Origin of the sequence: Roseburia sp. 499 (assembly GCF_001940225.2) — a bacterium.
Classification (GTDB): domain Bacteria; phylum Bacillota; class Clostridia; order Lachnospirales; family Lachnospiraceae; genus Petralouisia.
The window spans coordinates 2674651-2692666 of sequence record NZ_CP135164.1 but is presented as its reverse complement, the minus strand read 5'-3'; the positions used below and the strand labels follow the sequence as shown (position 1 = coordinate 2692666).

The following is an 18016-nucleotide window of genomic DNA, read 5'->3' as shown; positions in this document are numbered from 1 at the left end:
TAAAATAAGACGATTATGTATAAGCGTGTATAATTAGGAGGATTTACGATGAAAGGTATTATATTAGCCGGGGGTTCCGGAACAAGACTGTATCCATTAACAAAGGCAATTTCCAAACAGATTATGCCGGTATATGATAAACCGATGATTTATTATCCGTTATCCACATTAATGCTGGCAGGAATTCGTGAAATACTGATTATTTCCACTCCAAGAGATTTGCCGGTGTTTCAGGAATTGTTAGGTGATGGAAGCCAGTTGGGAATGCATTTGGAATATGCAGTACAGGAGGAACCGAGAGGACTGGCAGATGCTTTTATCATTGGAGAAAAATTCATTGGAAAAGATGCAGTAGCGTTGGTATTAGGCGATAATATCTTTTATGGTCAGAGCTTTTCAAAAGTGTTGAAAAGAGCTGCGGATAGAACAGAAAGTCAGCCGGGAGCAACTATTTTCGGTTATTATGTAAAGGATCCAAGAGAATATGGAGTAGTAGAGTTTGATGAAGAAGGAACTGCTATTTCTATTGAAGAAAAACCGGCGGAACCAAAGTCAAACTATGCTGTGCCTGGATTATACTTCTACGATAATGATGTGGTAGAAATTGCGAAGAATGTAAAGCCATCTGCGCGTGGTGAAATTGAAATTACCAGTGTAAATAACGAATACTTGAAGAGGGGTAATCTGAAAGTAGAGACACTAGGACGTGGATTTGCATGGCTGGATACCGGAAATCACGATATGCTTTTGGCAGCGGCAGATTTCGTATCTGCATTTCAGAAACGTCAGGGATTGTATATTTCTTGTATTGAAGAAATTGCATACAAGAGAGGATTTATTGATGCAGAACAGTTGAAGAAACTGGCCGAGCCATTGATGAAGACCGCATATGGTCAGTATCTGATGGATATTGCCAACGGATTATAAATATGGAGGAACAAGAATGAAAAGAGTGTTAGTGACTGGGGCGAATGGGTATATAGGAAGACATGTAGTTGAAAAACTACTTGATTTGGGATGTGAAGTGTATGCTTCAGATTTTAACTTTGATGGCGTAGACGAAAGAGCTACAAGAGTAACAGTTCCAATTTTTGAGAAGGATGAAAAGTTGTTTCAGAAACTGGGTGAGCCGGATGTTTGTATTCATATGGCATGGCGGAATGGATTTGTGCATAATGCAGACTCTCATATTGAAGATTTGCCACAGCATTTTGAATTCGTCAAAAATATGATAGAAGGCGGATTGAAACAAATTGTAGTTATGGGAAGCATGCATGAAGTTGGATATTGGGAAGGAGCAATTACTGCTGATACTCCATGTAATCCAAAGTCATTATATGGTATTTCTAAGAATGCATTGCGACAAGCTATATTTTCTATGCCTGAAATTGAAAATGTTTGTGTGCAGTGGGTACGAGCTTACTACATTTTAGGTGATGACTTGAAAAACAATTCTATTTTCTCTAAAATTGTAAAGATGGAAAGCGAAGGGAAAGAAACATTTCCGTTTACCAGTGGTAAGAATAAGTTTGATTTTATTTCAGTGGATGTATTGGCAGAACAGATTGCAAAGACAGCCTGCCAGACAGAAGTGAAGGGAATTATTAATTGCTGTACCGGAAATCCGGTTTCTCTTGCAGAAAAGGTAGAAGAATTTATTAAGGAAAATCATTATAAGATTCGACCGGAATATGGTGCATTTCCGGATAGACCATACGACTCACCGGGAGTATGGGGAGATGCAGCAGAAATTAACGAAATTATGAAGAATTATAAATAAATAGAATGGAGAAAGAAAAATGGGAAAGATTAAAGTAACAGATAATTGTAACGGAATCGAAGGATTAAAGGTCATCGAGCCATCTGTATTTGGTGATGAGCGTGGATATTTTATGGAGACATATAACTATAATGACTTTAAAGAAGCAGGAATTGACTGTGAATTCGTCCAGGACAACCAGTCTGCATCTAAAAAGGGTGTTTTACGTGGACTTCATTTCCAGATTAATTTTCCACAGGACAAGCTTGTTCGTGTAGTAAATGGAGAAGTTTTCGACGTTGCAGTTGACTTAAGAGAAGGTTCTGAAACTTACGGAAAATGGTTTGGTGTGACTTTATCTGCTGAGAATAAAAAGCAGTTCTTTATTCCAAAGGGATTTGCACATGGATTTGTTGTATTATCCGATTACGCAGAGTTCTGTTATAAAGTAACAGACTTCTATCATCCAAACGATGAAGGCGGATTATTATGGAAAGACCCGGAAATCGGTGTAGAATGGCCAATGCCGGAAGGATTTACAGAAGCAGATTTAATTTTATCTGATAAGGACAAGGTTTGGCCAGGAATTAGTTCCCTGAAAAAATAGGAGTAGGCATGCAGTATATTCAAAATTTTAAAAAATATCTTCCATTACTTCAGGAATTGGTAAGTAGAGATTTAAAAACAAAATACAGGCGTTCTGCTTTGGGATTTTTATGGACAGTTTTAAATCCACTGGGAATGATGTTGGTACTTACCGTAGTCTTTTCTACGGTATTCCAACAGAGCATAGATAACTTCCCAGTGTATTTAATGTGTGGTCAGCTTGTTTTTAATTTTTATAATGAAGCAAGTAATATGGCGATGAATTCCATTGTGGATAATGCAGCATTGATAAAAAAAGTATATTTGCCAAAGTATTTATTTCCGGTATCGCGTGTATGTTCTGCGTTAATTAATGTGATAACATCTTTTGTGGCATTGCTGATAGTAATTTTGATTACAAGAACAACGATTAATTGGACAATTTTCTTGTCAGTATTTCCAATTTTTTACACACTGCTTTTTTCCCTTGGAGCCGGTATGATATTATCAGTGTTAACAGTATCATTTCGTGATATTAAGCATTTGTATGGTGTTATCATTACGGCATGGATGTATTTAACACCTATTTTTTATCCGATGAGTATGTTGCCGCCAAATCTCGCAGCAATTATACAGAAGAATCCACTTACTATTTTTGTGGATATGATGAGAATGACCGTGTTGTATAATAAGGTCCCACCATTTATCATGCATTTCAAATGTTGGATTATATGTGGCATTGTTGTAGTTCTCGGATTTGGGTTATTCAAGAAGAAGCAAGATACCTTTATACTTAAGTTATAGGAAGGAAAGTTAGATGGCGGAAAATGTAATTGAGGTAAATGATGTCTCTATGCAATTTCGACTGTACAAGGAGAAAGTGGACAGTCTTAAGGAATTTGCAATAAAAAAAATAAAAAGAGAATTAGAATATGATAACTTTTGGGCATTAAAGAACGTAAGCTTTCAGGTGAAAAAGGGAGAAGCTGTTGGATTGGTAGGAAGAAATGGATCCGGGAAAAGTACCATGCTTAAGGTAATTGCCGGAGTTTTGAAACCTACGATGGGAAATGTAAGGATTGCAGGAACCATAGCACCTATGATTGAATTAGGGGCCGGATTTGACTTTGACCTGACAGCTAGGGAAAATATTTTTTTGAATGGTGCAATTCTGGGATATCCGAGAGAGATGCTTGAGGAAAATGTACACAATATTATTGAGTTTGCAGAGTTGGAAGACTTTATAGATGTTCCGGTTAAGAATTTTTCTTCCGGTATGGTAACCAGATTAGGATTTTCCATTGCAACAATTTATCAACCGGATATTCTGATTGTGGATGAGATATTATCCGTGGGAGATTTTAAATTCCAAAACAAGTGTGAAGAAAGAATTCAGGAAATGTTGGGAAAAGGAACAACACTTTTACTGGTTTCCCATAGTACGGAACAGGTGCGAAGAGTATGTGACAAAGCAGTGTTATTGTACAAAGGAAACATGCTTATAGAAGGTAACGTGGATGAAGTCTGCGATTTATATACAAGGTTATAAGGAGAGAATACATGGTATTACAGAGTAATAATGTAAAGCGTTTAATTATATATTTTGTTTTTGATAAGGACGGTATTATAGATGATTATATTCCGTATATGTTGGAAGAATTAAAGAAAAATTCTACAGAAATAGCAGTAGTATGTAATGGAAAGCTCAATGTTGAAGGAAGAAAGAAATTAGAGAAAATAACTCCGGTCATTATTGTAAGGGAGAACAAAGGTCTGGATGTTTGGGCGTATAAAACGGTATTAGATTATTACGGCTGGGAGAAACTTTGTACTTACGATGAAGTAATTATGATGAATTTTACCATCATGGGTCCTGTTTATCCGTTACAGGAAATGTTCGAAACGATGGATAAAAAGGACTTAGACTTCTGGGGAATTACAAAATACCATGAATATAAGGACGGAGATCCTTTTGGAACCATTGAATATGGATATATCCCGGAACATATTCAGTCGCATTTTATTGCTGTGCGCAGTAGAATGCTAAAGAGTATTGAATTTCAAGAATATTGGAATAATATGCAGGAAATTAAGGACTACCGGGAAGCAGTGGGATGTCATGAGGCAATTTTCACCAAGAAGTTCTCGGAAGCAGGATTTGCCTGGGATGTTTATGCAGATATGGGAGAAGGGTATAATAACCATCCTATTTTGTGTGCAACAAAACAAATGCTGGAGGAAAAACGTTGCCCGATATTTAAGAGACGTTCCTTTTTCCAGGATTATACCAATATTATCAATGATACCATGGGTGAAAATGCATTTGAGACATATAAGTATATCGACGAATGTACGGATTATGATGCCAATATGATTTGGGACAACATCCTAAGATTGGAAAATCAGGCTGACATCAAGAAAAATATGCAGTTGAATTATGTGATGGATGAGGCGAACGGAAAGGATATTTCGGGTATCCTTTCGAAAAGAAAAATAGCATTAGTTCTACATTTTTATTTTGAAGATTTAGCGGATTACTGTTTGCATTATATGAAATCAATGCCAAAGGAAGCAGATATTTATGTAACAGTGGGAAGTGAGAAAAAGAAGAAACTGGTTGAAGAAAAATTCTCAGTTCTTCCGAACAAAGTAACTGTAATTTTAATTGAAAACCGTGGACGTGATGTGAGTGCATTATTAGTTGGAACCAAAGAATTCATTATGGATTATGATTATGTGTGCTTTGTGCATGATAAGAAAGTAACTCAGCTCAAACCGGAAACAGTTGGAGCAAGTTTTTCGTATAAATGTTTTGAAAACTTATTGCCTACCAAGGAATTTGTAGAAAATGTAATAGATACATTTGAAAGAAATCCACGAATCGGGCTTTTAACTCCTCCACCACCATGTCATGGAGATTACTATATTACACTTGGATTAGAGTGGGGAATGAATTACGAGGTGACAAAGGAATTGGCAGAGAAGTTGGATATTACAGTGCCAATTTCTAGGGAAAAGGAACCGATTGCTCCACTTGGAACTATGTTCTGGTTCCGTCCAAATGCAATGAAGTTGTTATTTGATCAGGATTGGGAATATAAGGATTTCCCGCCGGAACCAAACAATATTGATGGAACACTTTTGCATGCAGTAGAGCGGATTTACAGCTATGTTGTTCAGCAGGAAGGCTATTATCCGGGATGGGTATTCTCATCACACGGAGCAGCAATGGAGATTACCAACCTGAATTATATGCTGCGAGGTCTCAATAATGAAGTATTTAATGCAGGACCTGGAGCTGGAAAATATGAAGAAGTTGTTCGAAATACCAAAAAGTCCTTCATTGAATGGAGAATGTGTCGTTCTGCGTTAGGATATACAGAAGGAAGCATTATCAATGCCAAATTATATCTGAAAAAGGATATGGAGTATTCGGAAGAGAATAGTGTTGTTGTAGCAAATGAGTCAGATGAGAACCTTTATGCATATGAAGGATTAGAGAAATATGGAGACATCAATGAAGTACGGTGGGATCCGGGAGAAAAAGCGGGAGTCATCATTCGTGATTTGAGCATGAAAGTGATACTTCAAAATGAAAGTGAATTGGAGTTATCCTTGAAAGATGCTGTTCACAATGGAATTTTCCTAGATAATGAATTGGTATTTTTAGGACCAGATCCACAGTTGTACTTTAAGTGGAAGGAAATTCTTCCGGTGAAGAAAATTATAGTAGAAGCAGATATTGTTGACCATATTACAATGGAAAAAGCAGAACATATCTATAAGAAAATGAGAAAAAGAAATATTTTCAAAAGAGTTGTAAATAAGATTTTTCGTTAAAGAGTTGAGGTAGAAATATGTATATTTCATTTTTTATTGAAATTGATACAAATAAAGAGGCAAAATATAAAGAAGAATTTTTGCATATGGTAGAAGTGTACCGGAGTACAGGAGGACACATCATAGCTTCGAAGGAATATGCTTCTCTTGTGAAGGAAAACGCGGAAGATGTTGTGTGGGAAATCCCGGAAGAAGTTATGGAAGATATCAGTGCTAATCTGGAGAATAGTTGGGATAGAGAATATTTGTTAGTGATTCAGAAAAATGATAAGCTAGAGCAGTGGATGTTGGAACGTTTGAAAGGAATCGAACAACAGATGGAAGCGATTATGTGCTACCGTGAGTATATCAGCGTGGGAAAAGTGGCTCAAGAAATAGGAGTTGAGGCATACTGCGAATATAGTACAAAGAACGGTGAAGCGCAGAATAGTATACAACAGTTACTTTCTTCCATGCAGAGTCAGATGAAAGCTTCTGAGGAAAAAGAAAAAAGTCTGCAAGAAAATGTGACAGGATTGCAGGAATATATAGCCTCAACGGAGAATTATTTGAAAGAATTGCAGAAACATGCTACAGAACTTGACGAAGAGTTACAGCATTATAAAGCATTTTATGACGAAAATTCGGAAAGACTGGAACAGTTACAGGAAGAAAACCAGAAATACATTAATTTGTACAAAGAGAACTTAGAGGAATTGAACAAAATGCGGGTTGCGTACCTTGACTTAAAGGAACAGAACGGAAATCATAAAAAGCGGAAGGAAAAATAAGAAAATAGTTATGAAAAAAGAAAGAATCTTTTACCTGGATTTTATAAGGGCATTTGCAGTCGTCGCAATTCTGCTGACTCACTATAATGCATTGTTTTGGTTTATGGAGCCGAAGTTGTTGGATAAAGTGGTGATTACGCTTAGAGTCTGCAATATATATATTGGAGATTTTGGAGTGTCATTGTTCTTTATTATTTCAGGTGCAGCTCTTATGTATGTGTATGAGCAGAAGTGTGAACTTTTCAAATTTTATAAAAAACGTTTAATTTCTATTTATCCTATGTTCTGGCTTACTTACATAATAGCTTTTTTGATTCAAAAAATGGTCTATCATGTAGATTTTTCCGGAATTCCTAAAGAAAATTTTGTTCTGACAGTCTTAGGATTTGACAGTTATTATTCCGGAATTATGCCGACTTTTTATTTGATTGGGGAATGGTTCTTGGGATGTATTATTTTAATTTACATTATATTCCCGCTGTTGCGCTGGGGAGTGAATAAGCATCCGGGGTATTTTACAGCAGTAATTGCGTTAGTGTATTTATTGGCAATTTTTTGTTATTCTACGCCATTAGATAAGTCGGTTCTTGTTGCGACGAGAATTCCGGAATTCTTTTTTGGAATGCTTTATATAAAGTATTTTAAGAAAACAAATTGGAAAGCAGCATTATTGGCATTGGCAGTGTTGGTTTTGAATACGGTATTTGCACCAGCATTTAATAGCAATATTCAGACCACTTATGTAGGTATTATGGCATTTTTAGTATTGACCTATATAGCAAAGTTTATAGAGTTCGGCTGGGTTAAGGCAATATGTAGTTTCCTAAGCAAATATTCTTATGCAATTTTTCTGACACACCATTTTATTATTTATAGGGTTGCGGAAAGAGTAGATTTTCAGTCGATTTCTACCGCAGGAAGTTATGGTGTGTTTGGGATTTGTGTAGCTGTAATTATTCCGGTATCTATGCTGATATATTTTATTGATAACAGAATTAGAAAAGGTACATCTATGTTGGTGAATAGGTTTCGGAAAAGGGAAGCGTAATAGTGTCCGAATGAGAAATGGGGATTGAGCAGATAATGAAGAGATTAGGAATTTATTTTTTCTTTGATAAACAAGGAATTGTAGATAGATATGTAGATTATGTATTGCAGGATTTTCACCAGCATGTAGAAAAGCTGATTGTTGTATGTAATGGTGAATTGAATGAAGAAGGAAGAAAGTTATTCGAAAAATATACATCAGATATTATTGTAAGAGAAAATAAAGGATTTGATGTATGGGCATATAAAACGGCACTGGATAGTGAGGGATGGGACAAATTGGTCACCTATGATGAAGTGATTCTAATGAATTATACTATAATGGGACCGGTCTATCCATTGCAGGAAATGTTCGATACCATGGATCAGAGAACAGAATTAGATTTTTGGGGAATTACAAAAAGTTTTAGTTTAGATTCAGCTATTGCACAAGAATTATGGCAGTGTCCCTATGGACATATTCCACAGCATATCCAGTCTAGCTTTATGTCATTTCGAAGAAGTATTGTATCATCCACGGTGTTTCAAAAATACTGGGATGAGATGCCAATGATAAAAACATACCATGAATCAGGTGGAAAACATGAACAGTTTATTACGAAATATTTTGAAGAAAATGGTTTTCAATGGGATTGTTACACAAACTATGATGATATGGATGAGAAAAGTTTTACATCTTGTCCGTTAATTGTGGCACCGCTGGAAGTGGTAAAAAAGAGACGATCTCCCTTCTTTAAAAGAAGAACATTTTTTACCACGAAACTGGATTATGAACAATCAGTACCGATGGCAAAAGAGTTTTTAGATTTTTTGGAACAGGAAACTTCCTATGACACTTCTATGATATACTGCAATTTGATTCGTACTTGCAACCAGAGGGATTTAGTAGAGAATTTTTTGTTGTTTCACATTGTATAGGAGATGAAGCATGTTGATTCGTGATAGAAGAATAGCAATATTCATAAATACCCAGAACATAATGGAACCGGAAAAAGTATTAGCAGAGTGTCGGAAATTTGAGACAGTAGCAGAAATATTTGTTGGAAATCAGAGCAGTGAATCATTGCATAATCTGGGAATTGATATTTCAGCAAATTTTTATGATTATGATTATGTAGTTATGATTAATCCGTTTAAAGAAAGTACCAGAGAAGCTCAAAGTGTTCGATTACAACGCCAGACCTATTATTTGAAGAGTGTATTAAAGAATATTTCTTATTTAGAACGTGAAATTGATATTCTGGAACAGTCTCGGTACGAAGGAATGTTAGTGCCTGTTATAGATTATGTAAAAGTATGCAATGGGGAAGATTATTTAGGATGGGAAGACTACTATACTAAGGTGGTAAAGGCAGTAGGGGAAAATCAGCTTAATGTAAGTACTGATGAAAGAAAAGCACCAATAATATCAGAAGGCGGATGTGCAATTATTCGAACTAGTGCTATAAGAGGATTTGAAGAACTTAAATGTGAAGAATTTGATTCACAGTTTATTTGCTATTTATTATCTTTGTATATACAAAGTCAGGGTTATTTGCCGGGCTACTGTATGGAACATGAAATGGTGGCAAATAATATTTTGGGATATGGGGCAGTAATGCCTAATAAAGTACAATATTTTCAACCCATTATGAAGTTGAAATGTGAAGTGTACTATGATATTGGCAAAGGATTTGATGTGTCAAAGGTATATACAATAGAGTATATATTGAAAATTGGTAAGAAAGAAAAGATAGAGTTTGAGATAGAAATTCCAAAGGGATGTAAGTATATCAGATTTGATCCTTGCGAAAAGTTCATGTGTGTTTGCTCTGAAATAAAGACAGATTTGGATGGCGTGAAAATTCATAACATAAATGGTATTCATTTTGGAAAAGAAGATTTATTCTTGACAAAAGACCCACAATATATTTTGGAAGGCGATTTTTCTAATATTGAGAAATTGACAATTACTATTGATTATATGTCTATCTTTTGGAGTGAAAATGGACTGAAAGATGAAATGGATAAGATTTTTCAGGAGAAGGGAGAATTGGCAAATGCTGTACATCATCTAACTTATGCATATCAAGAACAAGAGGAAGAGAAAAAACAAAAAGAGCAGGATGTTCAGAATGTGAGAGAAGAGCTGAGAAGCAAAAAAGAAGAGTTAGAGAACACAGAAGAAGAGTTAAAGAATATAAAAGAGGAGTTGCAGAGCACGAAAGAAGAGGTGCAAAACAAGATAATAAATTTAGAGAATGAACTACAGGAAATTAAAGGAAGCAGAAGTTGGAAACTATTATCTAAGTATAGAAGCATAAAAGCGAGAGTGTTGAGAAAATAATGAAAGAAGAAGTATAGTTTGTATTAAGTACAAAGGAAGGAAGAGCGTATGGAGGGAATTTCAGTAGTAGTACCGGTTTTTAATGAAGAGGGAAGTGTAAAAGAACTTCACAGAGAGATTTATGAAGTGTGCACAAGAGAAAAATATAATTTTGAAATTATATTTGTGGATGATGGCTCTAGGGATAAAACGCCAGAATTGTGTAAGGAGTTGTATCCGCTAAAGTATATCCGTATGCGCAAGAATTTCGGACAGACAGCTGCTATGGATGCGGGAATTAAAGCTGCAAAGTATGATTATATTGTGACAATGGATGGAGACAGACAGAATGATCCGGCAGATATTCCAAAACTGGTAAATTATCTGGAAGAAAATGATTTGGATATTGTTTCCGGTTGGAGAAAGAATCGAAAAGACACTGTGATGAAAAAGTTTACTTCAAGAGTAGCGAATTTTCTTCGTGGAATTATTGTAAAAGATAATATTCATGATAGTGGATGTTCTTTAAAAATATATCGGAAGGAATGCTTTAATCATATTAATTTATATGGCGAAATGCATCGTTTTATTCCGGCATTATTAAAAATCAAAGGATTTCGAGTAGGTGAAGTGGTAGTAAATCATAGACCGCGTACTGCTGGTGTAACAAAATATAACTGGAAACGTACTTTCAAAGGATTCGTCGATATGATATCTTTGTGGTTCTGGAGTAAATATGCAGTCAGACCATTACATATTTTAGGAACTGGAGGAATGTTCAGTATCTTTTTAGGTGGTGCTTGCGGTGTCTGGTCTATCGTTCTTTTTGCGATGGGAAGAAAAATGTCTGATAATCTTATGCCGCCATTGTTAACTGTATTCTTTATCATTACAGGATTACTGATGTTTATTTTTGGTCTAATGAGTGATATGATGAGTAAGACATATTATGGTTGTGGGATTGATAGTTCTTATAGTATAAAAGAAGTGGTTGAGAATAAGGAAGAAGAGTAGAGGGTTATGAAAATACTTGTACTTAATTATGAGTATCCACCATTAGGTGGAGGGGCGGCGCCAGTGTCTAGAGATATTGCAGCACAGTTAAAAGCACATGGACATAGGGTAACATTACTTACAATGGGATTTAAGGATTTACCAGAGTATGAAGTAGAAAACGGTGTTGAGATATATCGATTAAAGTGTATAAGAAAAAGGTCGGATGCATGTCAACCATGGGAGCAATTATCATATTTGTTAGCGGTTCGTAAATTTATGAAAAGACATCCAGAATTGCAAGAGTATGATGTATGTCATACTCATTTTGTAATCCCTACAGGAGAAGTGGCTTATTATATTTCTAGAAAATATAATATTCCATATATCATTACTGCACATGGAAGTGATGTAGAAGGGCATAATAAGAAAAAATCAATGATTATTATGCATAGAATATTAAGAAATTCATGGAAAAGAATCGTTAACAACTCATATCGTGTGGTCTCACCATCTATTTATTTGAAAAAGCTTATGGAAAGAAATAATAGTGAGGGAAATTATGTGATGATTCCAAATGGAATTGAAATACAAAAATACACGGAATTAAATGATATAGAAAGCAAAAAGAAAAAGATTCTGGTTATGGGACGTTTGCAGAGATTCAAAAATGTCCAAACTATATTAGAAGCAATTTCAAAAATAGATATGGGAGATTGGCGGGTGGAAGTTATTGGTGATGGACCATATCGTCAGCAATTGGAAGAATTGACTGAAACATTAGGAATTGCAGATGTTGTAGCATTTCATGGATGGATTCGAAATAATAGTCAAGAACAATTTGAGTTTTTAAAAGAAGCTTCAATCTATGTATCTGCCAGTCAATTTGAAAATTGCCCAATGTCGGTTATAGAGGCAACATTGTCTGGATGTTATCCAATTTTATCTGATATTCCGGCACATAGACAGTTGATAGAAGAAGATAGATTCTTTTTTGATACGAATGATGCAAATGATTTAGCAACGAAATTAATGAAAAGAATGAACATGGGAATAGTGGAATTTCAGCATAATTTGGATAAATATAGTTGGAACAATATTATTCCTCAATATGAAGAAATTTTGAAAAAAGCAAAAGAAAGTTATAACAATGCGGCTGGTATATGATAGGAGAGCGTAATGCAGAAAGTTTTATTTGTAATTCCAACACTAACTGGAGGGGGAGCAGAAAGGGTAGTTTCTACCCTTTCTCAGTATTTTCCGGAGGAGATATCAACGGATGTGTTATTGAATTCGTGTTCTGAGAAAGATTATAGATTTGATGGGAAAATCATAGAATTAGGAATGAAACCGCAAGTAACAAAAAGCTTTAGTTATCAATTGAAGGCAATGTGGTTGAGATTTTGGAAGTTAAAAAAATTGAAGAAAAGTGGTCAGTATTGTGCAGTGATTAGCTTTTTGGAAAGTGCTAATATAGTAAATATTTTGACAAAGAACAAGAAGTGTAAGACCATCGTATCTGTTCGAAATGTTATTTCGCAAGAAAATAATACAAGCTACCGACATATTATAAATTTAATTGTAAGGCTATTGTATAATCGTGCAGATAAGGTGGTTTCGCTATCAAAAGGAGTAGAAAAGGATTTGACAGAAAACTTAAAGTTGAATCCAAAGAAAAATATTACTATCTATAATGGTTATGATATTTCTAAGATGGGACACAAAAGTAAAGAAAGTGACAAAGCAGAGTTCACATTTATTACTATGGGAAGAAATGTAGAACAGAAAGGACAGTGGCATCTGATAAGGGCTTTTAGTCAGGTGGTAAAGGAATACCCGAATGCAAGATTGAAAATTCTTGGGCAGGGAAATCTTGAAGATTATTTGAAAGAACTTATAAAGGGCTATCAGTTGGAAGATATAGTTTTGTTAGAAGGATTTATAAAGAATCCACAAAGTGAACTTGAAAAAGCAGATTGCTTTGTATTTCCATCATTATTTGAGGGATTTGGGAATTCATTAATTGAAGCCTTGATTGCAGGTTTGCCTGTTATTGCGAGTGATTTTAGATATGGCGCCAGGGAAATTTTAGCGCCATCGTTGGATATCACTGAAGAGAATAAGGATTCTATTATAGAGGCTGAATATGGCATTTTGATTCCAGTTTGTTCTGGAAAACATTATACATGGCAAGAACCATTAGAAAAAGAAGAAGAGTTAATGGCTAGTGCAATGATAAATTTTTTGAAAAATAGTAATGATAATAAGTATGAAAAAGATAAATTGAAAGAGTGTGTAGAGCGTTTTTCAATAGAAAAGTGTATTGAAGACTGGAAGAAAGTCTTGGTATAGATGTAGATAATCTTTTGGTTGTATAATGTAGTTAATTGTAGCAATAGAACGGATAGTACATGTATAGATTAGGAAGGTGGTGCTGAAAAATGTGTGGTATTTGTGGATATATATCAAAACATGAGTATCCAATTAAAATATTAAAAAAGATGAATGACACTATGGTACATAGAGGACCTAATGATAGTGGTGAAATTATTGAAAGAATGAGTGATGGTGCATATATTGGATTAGGTCAAAGAAGATTGTCAATTATCGACTTAAGTGAAAATGGACACCAGCCTATGTATGGCACTAATAAAGATGTTGTTATTGCATATAATGGTGAAATATATAATTTTATGGATATTCGAGAAGAATTAGAAAAAAATGGCAGAAAATTTATTTCTAAATGTGACACAGAGGTATTATTACAAGCATATGAAGAATATGGAATATCTATGCTGGATAAGCTTAATGGAATGTTTGCGTTTTCTCTTTATGATAAGAAAAATAATCTTGTGATTTTGGCAAGAGATAGAATTGGAGAGAAACCATTATATTATTATTGGAATGGTAAAACAATGATATGGGGATCAGAATTGAAACCTATTATGACTCACCCAGACTTTCATAAAGAAGTCCGAAGAGATATTATTTCAAAATATTTGTGCCACAAATTTATTTGTTCTCCTGATACTATATTTGAAGATACATATAAACTAGAACCAGGACAGTATATTATTTATCATGATGGGAAAATTGAAAAGAGAAAATACTGGGACATTATAGAAAAGTATGAGGAGAATTCCACTAATTTAATTGAAGACTATTTTGAAGTCAGAAAAGGTGTGAAAGAACTTATATATGATTCTGTAAAATTGAGAATGAATGCTGATGTTCCTGTTGGAACTTTTTTGAGTGGCGGAATTGACTCCACTTTAATTACTGCAATGGCGCAGGAAATCAAAGGGAGTAAAATAAGGACATATACTATTGGTTTTGAAACAAAAGAGGAGAATGAGGCTATATATGCAAAGGAAATTGCAAAACATATAGGGACAGACCATACAGAACTATATATCACTCAAAAAGATTTAATAGATATGTTAGAAGAGATGCCTAAATATTTTGATGAACCATTTGCTGATTCGTCACAGATTCCGACAATGTTGGTTTCTAAGCTTGCACGTCAAGATGTTACTGTTACATTGGCAGGTGATGGTGGTGATGAGTTGTTTTGTGGTTACAAAATGTATGATTGGGCACATTGGGCACAAAAATTAGATGTGTTTGGCAATATTGCATATCATATGTGTGGCGAAAAGATGATTAATATGATGCCAGACAAACTATATGCTTTGGTGAAAAATAGAGATGCAAAATATAAAGCACAATTATTTACTGATGTACGACAGAGATATACAAGAAATATAGTGGAAGGAATAAGCGAATCTGCTAAATACAATTTTGAGGAGAAAATGACGGAATCTGATTGGCAAATTCGACGTATGTTGATAGATATGAAAACTTATTTGCCAGATGAAATTTTATGTAAGACGGATAGAGCATCTATGAAATATTCACTGGAAGCGCGTGTACCACTTGTAGACTATCGTTTAGTAGAATATTCTTTTCGTATACCACATGAGTTTAAATACAAGAGTGGGTGTAAGAAATATATATTAAAGGATATTACATATGATTATGTGCCAAAGGAATTATTAGATAGACCAAAACAAGGATTTGGTGTTCCGCTTGCTTTATGGATGAGAACAATTTTATATGAAGACTTATGCAGATATGCTGAACCAGAAAAATTAGAAAAACAAGGAATTTTTAGGAGTGAAGAAATATGGAAATTTATTAATATGGTTTCAAAGTCGAATAAGTCTGTTTATAATTCAGTTCTTTGGTCATTTTATGTATTTCAGAAATGGTATCAGGAGTATGTTGAGGATTTGTGGAATTAATCTGTATTAGCAAGAAGTATAAAGTGGAAATCAAGGGGGGAGAAGATTTGTTAAAAGAAAAATCAAATAAATCGGTCTACAATTCGGTACTTTGTTTTTTATGTGTTTCAAAAGTGGTATCAGGAGTATGTTGAGGATTTATGGAATTGAAAAGGAAAATGAAAAAGAAAGTGTTAGATTTAATGTCACAAAACAAATATCGTAATATTTTCTGGAGTATGCTTTCTAAAGCTATTATTACGATACTGTATTTTATAGGAGACATTCTTATTGCAAGAATGTTGAGTTTAAGTGAGTATGGAGAGTGGGCTTTCTTCTACTCTATTATAAGTATTTTATTTTGGATTGCGTGGTTTGGATTAAATATTTCATCTAAAATTTATGTAGCAAAATGTGGAGAAAATGAAAAGTTGCGTTCGAAGTATATTAAAGTGACGCTAAAAGTGAGAGTATTTGTATCAAGTATTTTTTTTCTAATATTTTTGCTAATAACTTCACCGTTGGCATTGCAACTTGGGTATCCACAAAAATACATAAATTTAAAGTCATTGCTATTTATTGGATGCTTTTTAACGTTTGCAAATTCAATGAATGAGTATTATAAAGAGCAGTTTTTGGGATTAAATAAATTCAAGAAAATTACGGTTTTGGCAGTAGCTGAATATGGTGGGTATGTTCTATTTAGTTATATTGGAATTTTAATTTTTAGAAATTCATTAGGAGTTGCGTTGGGATATCTGGTAGCACTTATTATGTCGAGCGTAATTGGAAATTTCATGTTAAGAGATGAGTATGATAGGGAAGTTGCCATTGATAAATTGGAAGCAAGGAAAAAGGCAAAAGAAGTAATTAAGTATGCACTTCCTATTTTAATCATCAGCTTTGGTGCATTGATTTTGCTGGAAATGGATACGCTCATGATAGGTATGCTTGGAGACAAGGAGGATATTGCACTTTATTCGATAGCGAAGAAGATTGTAAGTAAAGCGGTTAGTGTAAATGACGCGTTTTGTGCAGGAGTTATAGTAACTTTTGCAGTTATTACGCCAGAAAATGTTTTGGAAAAAGAAAGAGAATATAAAAAACTGATTAAAGAAAATACGTTGTTGACGTTAATAATAACAATTGGAATGATAGTGTTGGGACCTGTTTTAATTACTTATATGTATGGATTAGAGTATCAATATGCATCTGTGTTATTACTGATGTTGATGCCATATTATATTATTACAGCATTATCACATTTTTTTGCAAGTATTATGGATTTTCAGAGTATGGCAAAGGAAAGAAGCTATTATTTTTGGATTACTATAGTTATTAATTTTGTTTTGAATTTTACATTAATTCCTAGGTGGAACTCCGTAGGAGCGACAATTGCAACAATCGTATCGGTAATTCCGTATGCAGTTTTAACGTTTAGAAGTAATCTTGTTATATTCAAAAAGTACAAAAATAGGAGAAAAGAGAATGATATATGTTGATATGTGTGGTAGGTTAGGAAATCAGATGTTTCAATATGCCATGGCAAGACGGATACAGGTTGAGACAGGCGATGAAATTGCTATTAGTTCATATACAGTAGCAAAAGATAATTGGGGGGAAAACGATCTGAGATTTTTTCAGATAGTTCCATTTGTTGATTTAGGAAATAAGCATAATGTATTATTAAAAGATACAAGTCTTTGGCAGAAAGTAGTTGGTTATAGTTATTTTTTTTATTATAAAAAAATGTGTAAAGATTATGAGGACGTAAGACGGTATCAGATAAAAAAACAGCCGTTATTGAATAAAGCAGGAATCTGTTGGATGAATAAGGGTTTTTACCAGTATGATTATAACTATTTCAAGAAAGGTGCAATTGTAAAAGGAAATTTTGAGAATCCGAAGTTTTTTGATGATATTAGAAACTTATTAAAGAAAGAATTTACACCAATTGAGCCACCGAGAGTGGAGAATGAGGAATTATATAAGATAATTAACGAAAATAATTCAGTTTGTATTTCAATCCGAAAAGGGGATCATGTAAAAGTAGCTGAGACCAGAAAGTATTTTCATGTGTATGAAGATTCATACTTTTTAACGGCGATGGATATTATGGCACAGAAAGTTGAAAATCCTATCTTTATTATTTTTTCGGATGATATCGAATGGGTAAGGAATAACATTGAATTTAAGTATCCGGTTTATTTTGAAACGGGGAATGATCCGGTATGGGAGAAATTAAGATTGATGTACTCATGCAAACACTTTGTTTTATCTAACAGTACCTTTTCTTGGTGGGCCCAGTACCTTAGTGATAATGTGGAGAAGGTAGTAATTTCACCGAAGAAATGGATTAATGACAGATATGATTCGGAGTTAAATGATGAAAAGTGGATTTTAATATAAATAGGAAGAACGGGAGAATGAGAAT

General features: G+C 34.2%; 16 protein-coding genes. All 16 read left to right on the top strand.

The window, feature by feature from the left end; genetic code table 11:
• Positions 1 to 48: 48 nt before the first annotated feature.
• The 16 genes from rfbA to BIV20_RS13120 all read left to right on the top strand — a co-directional run bounded on the left by rfbA (position 49) and on the right by BIV20_RS13120 (position 17991).
• On the top strand, positions 49 to 927 hold the full coding sequence (gene rfbA, locus BIV20_RS13195) for a glucose-1-phosphate thymidylyltransferase RfbA (protein WP_075721201.1): 879 nt from the start codon (positions 49 to 51) through the stop codon (positions 925 to 927).
• 16 nt (positions 928 to 943) lie between these two features.
• Positions 944 to 1780 carry an NAD-dependent epimerase/dehydratase family protein gene (locus BIV20_RS13190; protein ID WP_075721202.1) on the top strand — a complete coding sequence of 279 codons (837 nt, stop codon included), beginning with the start codon at positions 944 to 946 and terminating at the stop codon, positions 1778 to 1780.
• Between the two features lie 19 nt (positions 1781 to 1799).
• The gene (gene rfbC / locus BIV20_RS13185; RefSeq protein ID WP_075721203.1) at positions 1800 to 2366 is read left to right on the top strand and encodes a dTDP-4-dehydrorhamnose 3,5-epimerase; all 567 of its coding nucleotides are present in this window, start codon (positions 1800 to 1802) and stop codon (positions 2364 to 2366) included.
• A gap of 8 nt (positions 2367 to 2374) precedes the next feature.
• Complete coding sequence (locus BIV20_RS13180) at positions 2375 to 3148, top strand: ABC transporter permease (protein WP_075721204.1); 774 nt, start codon at positions 2375 to 2377, stop codon at positions 3146 to 3148.
• 13 nt (positions 3149 to 3161) lie between these two features.
• Positions 3162 to 3893: an ABC transporter ATP-binding protein gene (locus BIV20_RS13175; protein WP_075721205.1), complete on the top strand. Its 732-nt coding sequence runs from the start codon at positions 3162 to 3164 to the stop codon at positions 3891 to 3893.
• A gap of 11 nt (positions 3894 to 3904) precedes the next feature.
• On the top strand, positions 3905 to 6184 hold the full coding sequence (locus tag BIV20_RS13170; protein ID WP_075721206.1) for a rhamnan synthesis F family protein: 2280 nt from the start codon (positions 3905 to 3907) through the stop codon (positions 6182 to 6184).
• Between the two features lie 17 nt (positions 6185 to 6201).
• A complete protein-coding gene (locus tag BIV20_RS13165; RefSeq protein ID WP_075721207.1) occupies positions 6202 to 6954 on the top strand; it encodes a hypothetical protein in 753 nt (250 codons plus the stop codon).
• A gap of 10 nt (positions 6955 to 6964) precedes the next feature.
• Positions 6965 to 8002, top strand: a complete 1038-nt coding sequence (locus tag BIV20_RS13160) for an acyltransferase family protein (protein ID WP_075721208.1) — start codon at positions 6965 to 6967, stop codon at positions 8000 to 8002.
• Between the two features lie 35 nt (positions 8003 to 8037).
• Entirely contained in the window at positions 8038 to 8919 is an 882-nt protein-coding gene (locus BIV20_RS13155; protein WP_158024941.1) for a rhamnan synthesis F family protein, read from the top strand.
• A gap of 10 nt (positions 8920 to 8929) precedes the next feature.
• A complete protein-coding gene (locus tag BIV20_RS13150) occupies positions 8930 to 10327 on the top strand; it encodes a hypothetical protein (RefSeq protein ID WP_075721210.1) in 1398 nt (465 codons plus the stop codon).
• 48 nt (positions 10328 to 10375) lie between these two features.
• Positions 10376 to 11320 carry a glycosyltransferase family 2 protein gene (locus tag BIV20_RS13145; RefSeq protein ID WP_075721211.1) on the top strand — a complete coding sequence of 315 codons (945 nt, stop codon included), beginning with the start codon at positions 10376 to 10378 and terminating at the stop codon, positions 11318 to 11320.
• Positions 11321 to 11326: 6 nt separating this feature from the next.
• Entirely contained in the window at positions 11327 to 12466 is a 1140-nt protein-coding gene (locus BIV20_RS13140; RefSeq protein ID WP_075721212.1) for a glycosyltransferase family 4 protein, read from the top strand.
• A 12-nt stretch (positions 12467 to 12478) separates the two neighbouring features.
• Positions 12479 to 13651: a glycosyltransferase gene (locus BIV20_RS13135; RefSeq protein WP_075721213.1), complete on the top strand. Its 1173-nt coding sequence runs from the start codon at positions 12479 to 12481 to the stop codon at positions 13649 to 13651.
• 89 nt (positions 13652 to 13740) lie between these two features.
• Entirely contained in the window at positions 13741 to 15603 is a 1863-nt protein-coding gene (gene asnB / locus BIV20_RS13130; protein ID WP_075721214.1) for an asparagine synthase (glutamine-hydrolyzing), read from the top strand.
• A gap of 140 nt (positions 15604 to 15743) precedes the next feature.
• Positions 15744 to 17084 carry a lipopolysaccharide biosynthesis protein gene (locus BIV20_RS13125; RefSeq protein ID WP_075721215.1) on the top strand — a complete coding sequence of 447 codons (1341 nt, stop codon included), beginning with the start codon at positions 15744 to 15746 and terminating at the stop codon, positions 17082 to 17084.
• Entirely contained in the window at positions 17071 to 17991 is a 921-nt protein-coding gene (locus BIV20_RS13120; protein WP_075721216.1) for an alpha-1,2-fucosyltransferase, read from the top strand. Before BIV20_RS13125 ends, BIV20_RS13120 begins: the two co-directional genes overlap by 14 nt.
• Positions 17992 to 18016: the final 25 nt, after the last annotated feature.

Bases quoted from the DNA above. Each gene is read 5' to 3' on its own strand.
- rfbA (WP_075721201.1), top strand. From the start codon at position 49: ATGAAAGGTATTATATTAGCCGGGGGTTCCGGAACAAGACTGTATCCA.
- BIV20_RS13190 (WP_075721202.1), top strand. From the start codon at position 944: ATGAAAAGAGTGTTAGTGACTGGGGCGAATGGGTATATAGGAAGACAT.
- rfbC (WP_075721203.1), top strand. From the start codon at position 1,800: ATGGGAAAGATTAAAGTAACAGATAATTGTAACGGAATCGAAGGATTA.
- BIV20_RS13180 (WP_075721204.1), top strand. From the start codon at position 2,375: ATGCAGTATATTCAAAATTTTAAAAAATATCTTCCATTACTTCAGGAA.
- BIV20_RS13175 (WP_075721205.1), top strand. From the start codon at position 3,162: ATGGCGGAAAATGTAATTGAGGTAAATGATGTCTCTATGCAATTTCGA.
- BIV20_RS13170 (WP_075721206.1), top strand. From the start codon at position 3,905: ATGGTATTACAGAGTAATAATGTAAAGCGTTTAATTATATATTTTGTT.
- BIV20_RS13165 (WP_075721207.1), top strand. From the start codon at position 6,202: ATGTATATTTCATTTTTTATTGAAATTGATACAAATAAAGAGGCAAAA.
- BIV20_RS13160 (WP_075721208.1), top strand. From the start codon at position 6,965: ATGAAAAAAGAAAGAATCTTTTACCTGGATTTTATAAGGGCATTTGCA.
- BIV20_RS13155 (WP_158024941.1), top strand. From the start codon at position 8,038: ATGAAGAGATTAGGAATTTATTTTTTCTTTGATAAACAAGGAATTGTA.
- BIV20_RS13150 (WP_075721210.1), top strand. From the start codon at position 8,930: ATGTTGATTCGTGATAGAAGAATAGCAATATTCATAAATACCCAGAAC.
- BIV20_RS13145 (WP_075721211.1), top strand. From the start codon at position 10,376: ATGGAGGGAATTTCAGTAGTAGTACCGGTTTTTAATGAAGAGGGAAGT.
- BIV20_RS13140 (WP_075721212.1), top strand. From the start codon at position 11,327: ATGAAAATACTTGTACTTAATTATGAGTATCCACCATTAGGTGGAGGG.
- BIV20_RS13135 (WP_075721213.1), top strand. From the start codon at position 12,479: ATGCAGAAAGTTTTATTTGTAATTCCAACACTAACTGGAGGGGGAGCA.
- asnB (WP_075721214.1), top strand. From the start codon at position 13,741: ATGTGTGGTATTTGTGGATATATATCAAAACATGAGTATCCAATTAAA.
- BIV20_RS13125 (WP_075721215.1), top strand. From the start codon at position 15,744: ATGGAATTGAAAAGGAAAATGAAAAAGAAAGTGTTAGATTTAATGTCA.
- BIV20_RS13120 (WP_075721216.1), top strand. From the start codon at position 17,071: ATGATATATGTTGATATGTGTGGTAGGTTAGGAAATCAGATGTTTCAA.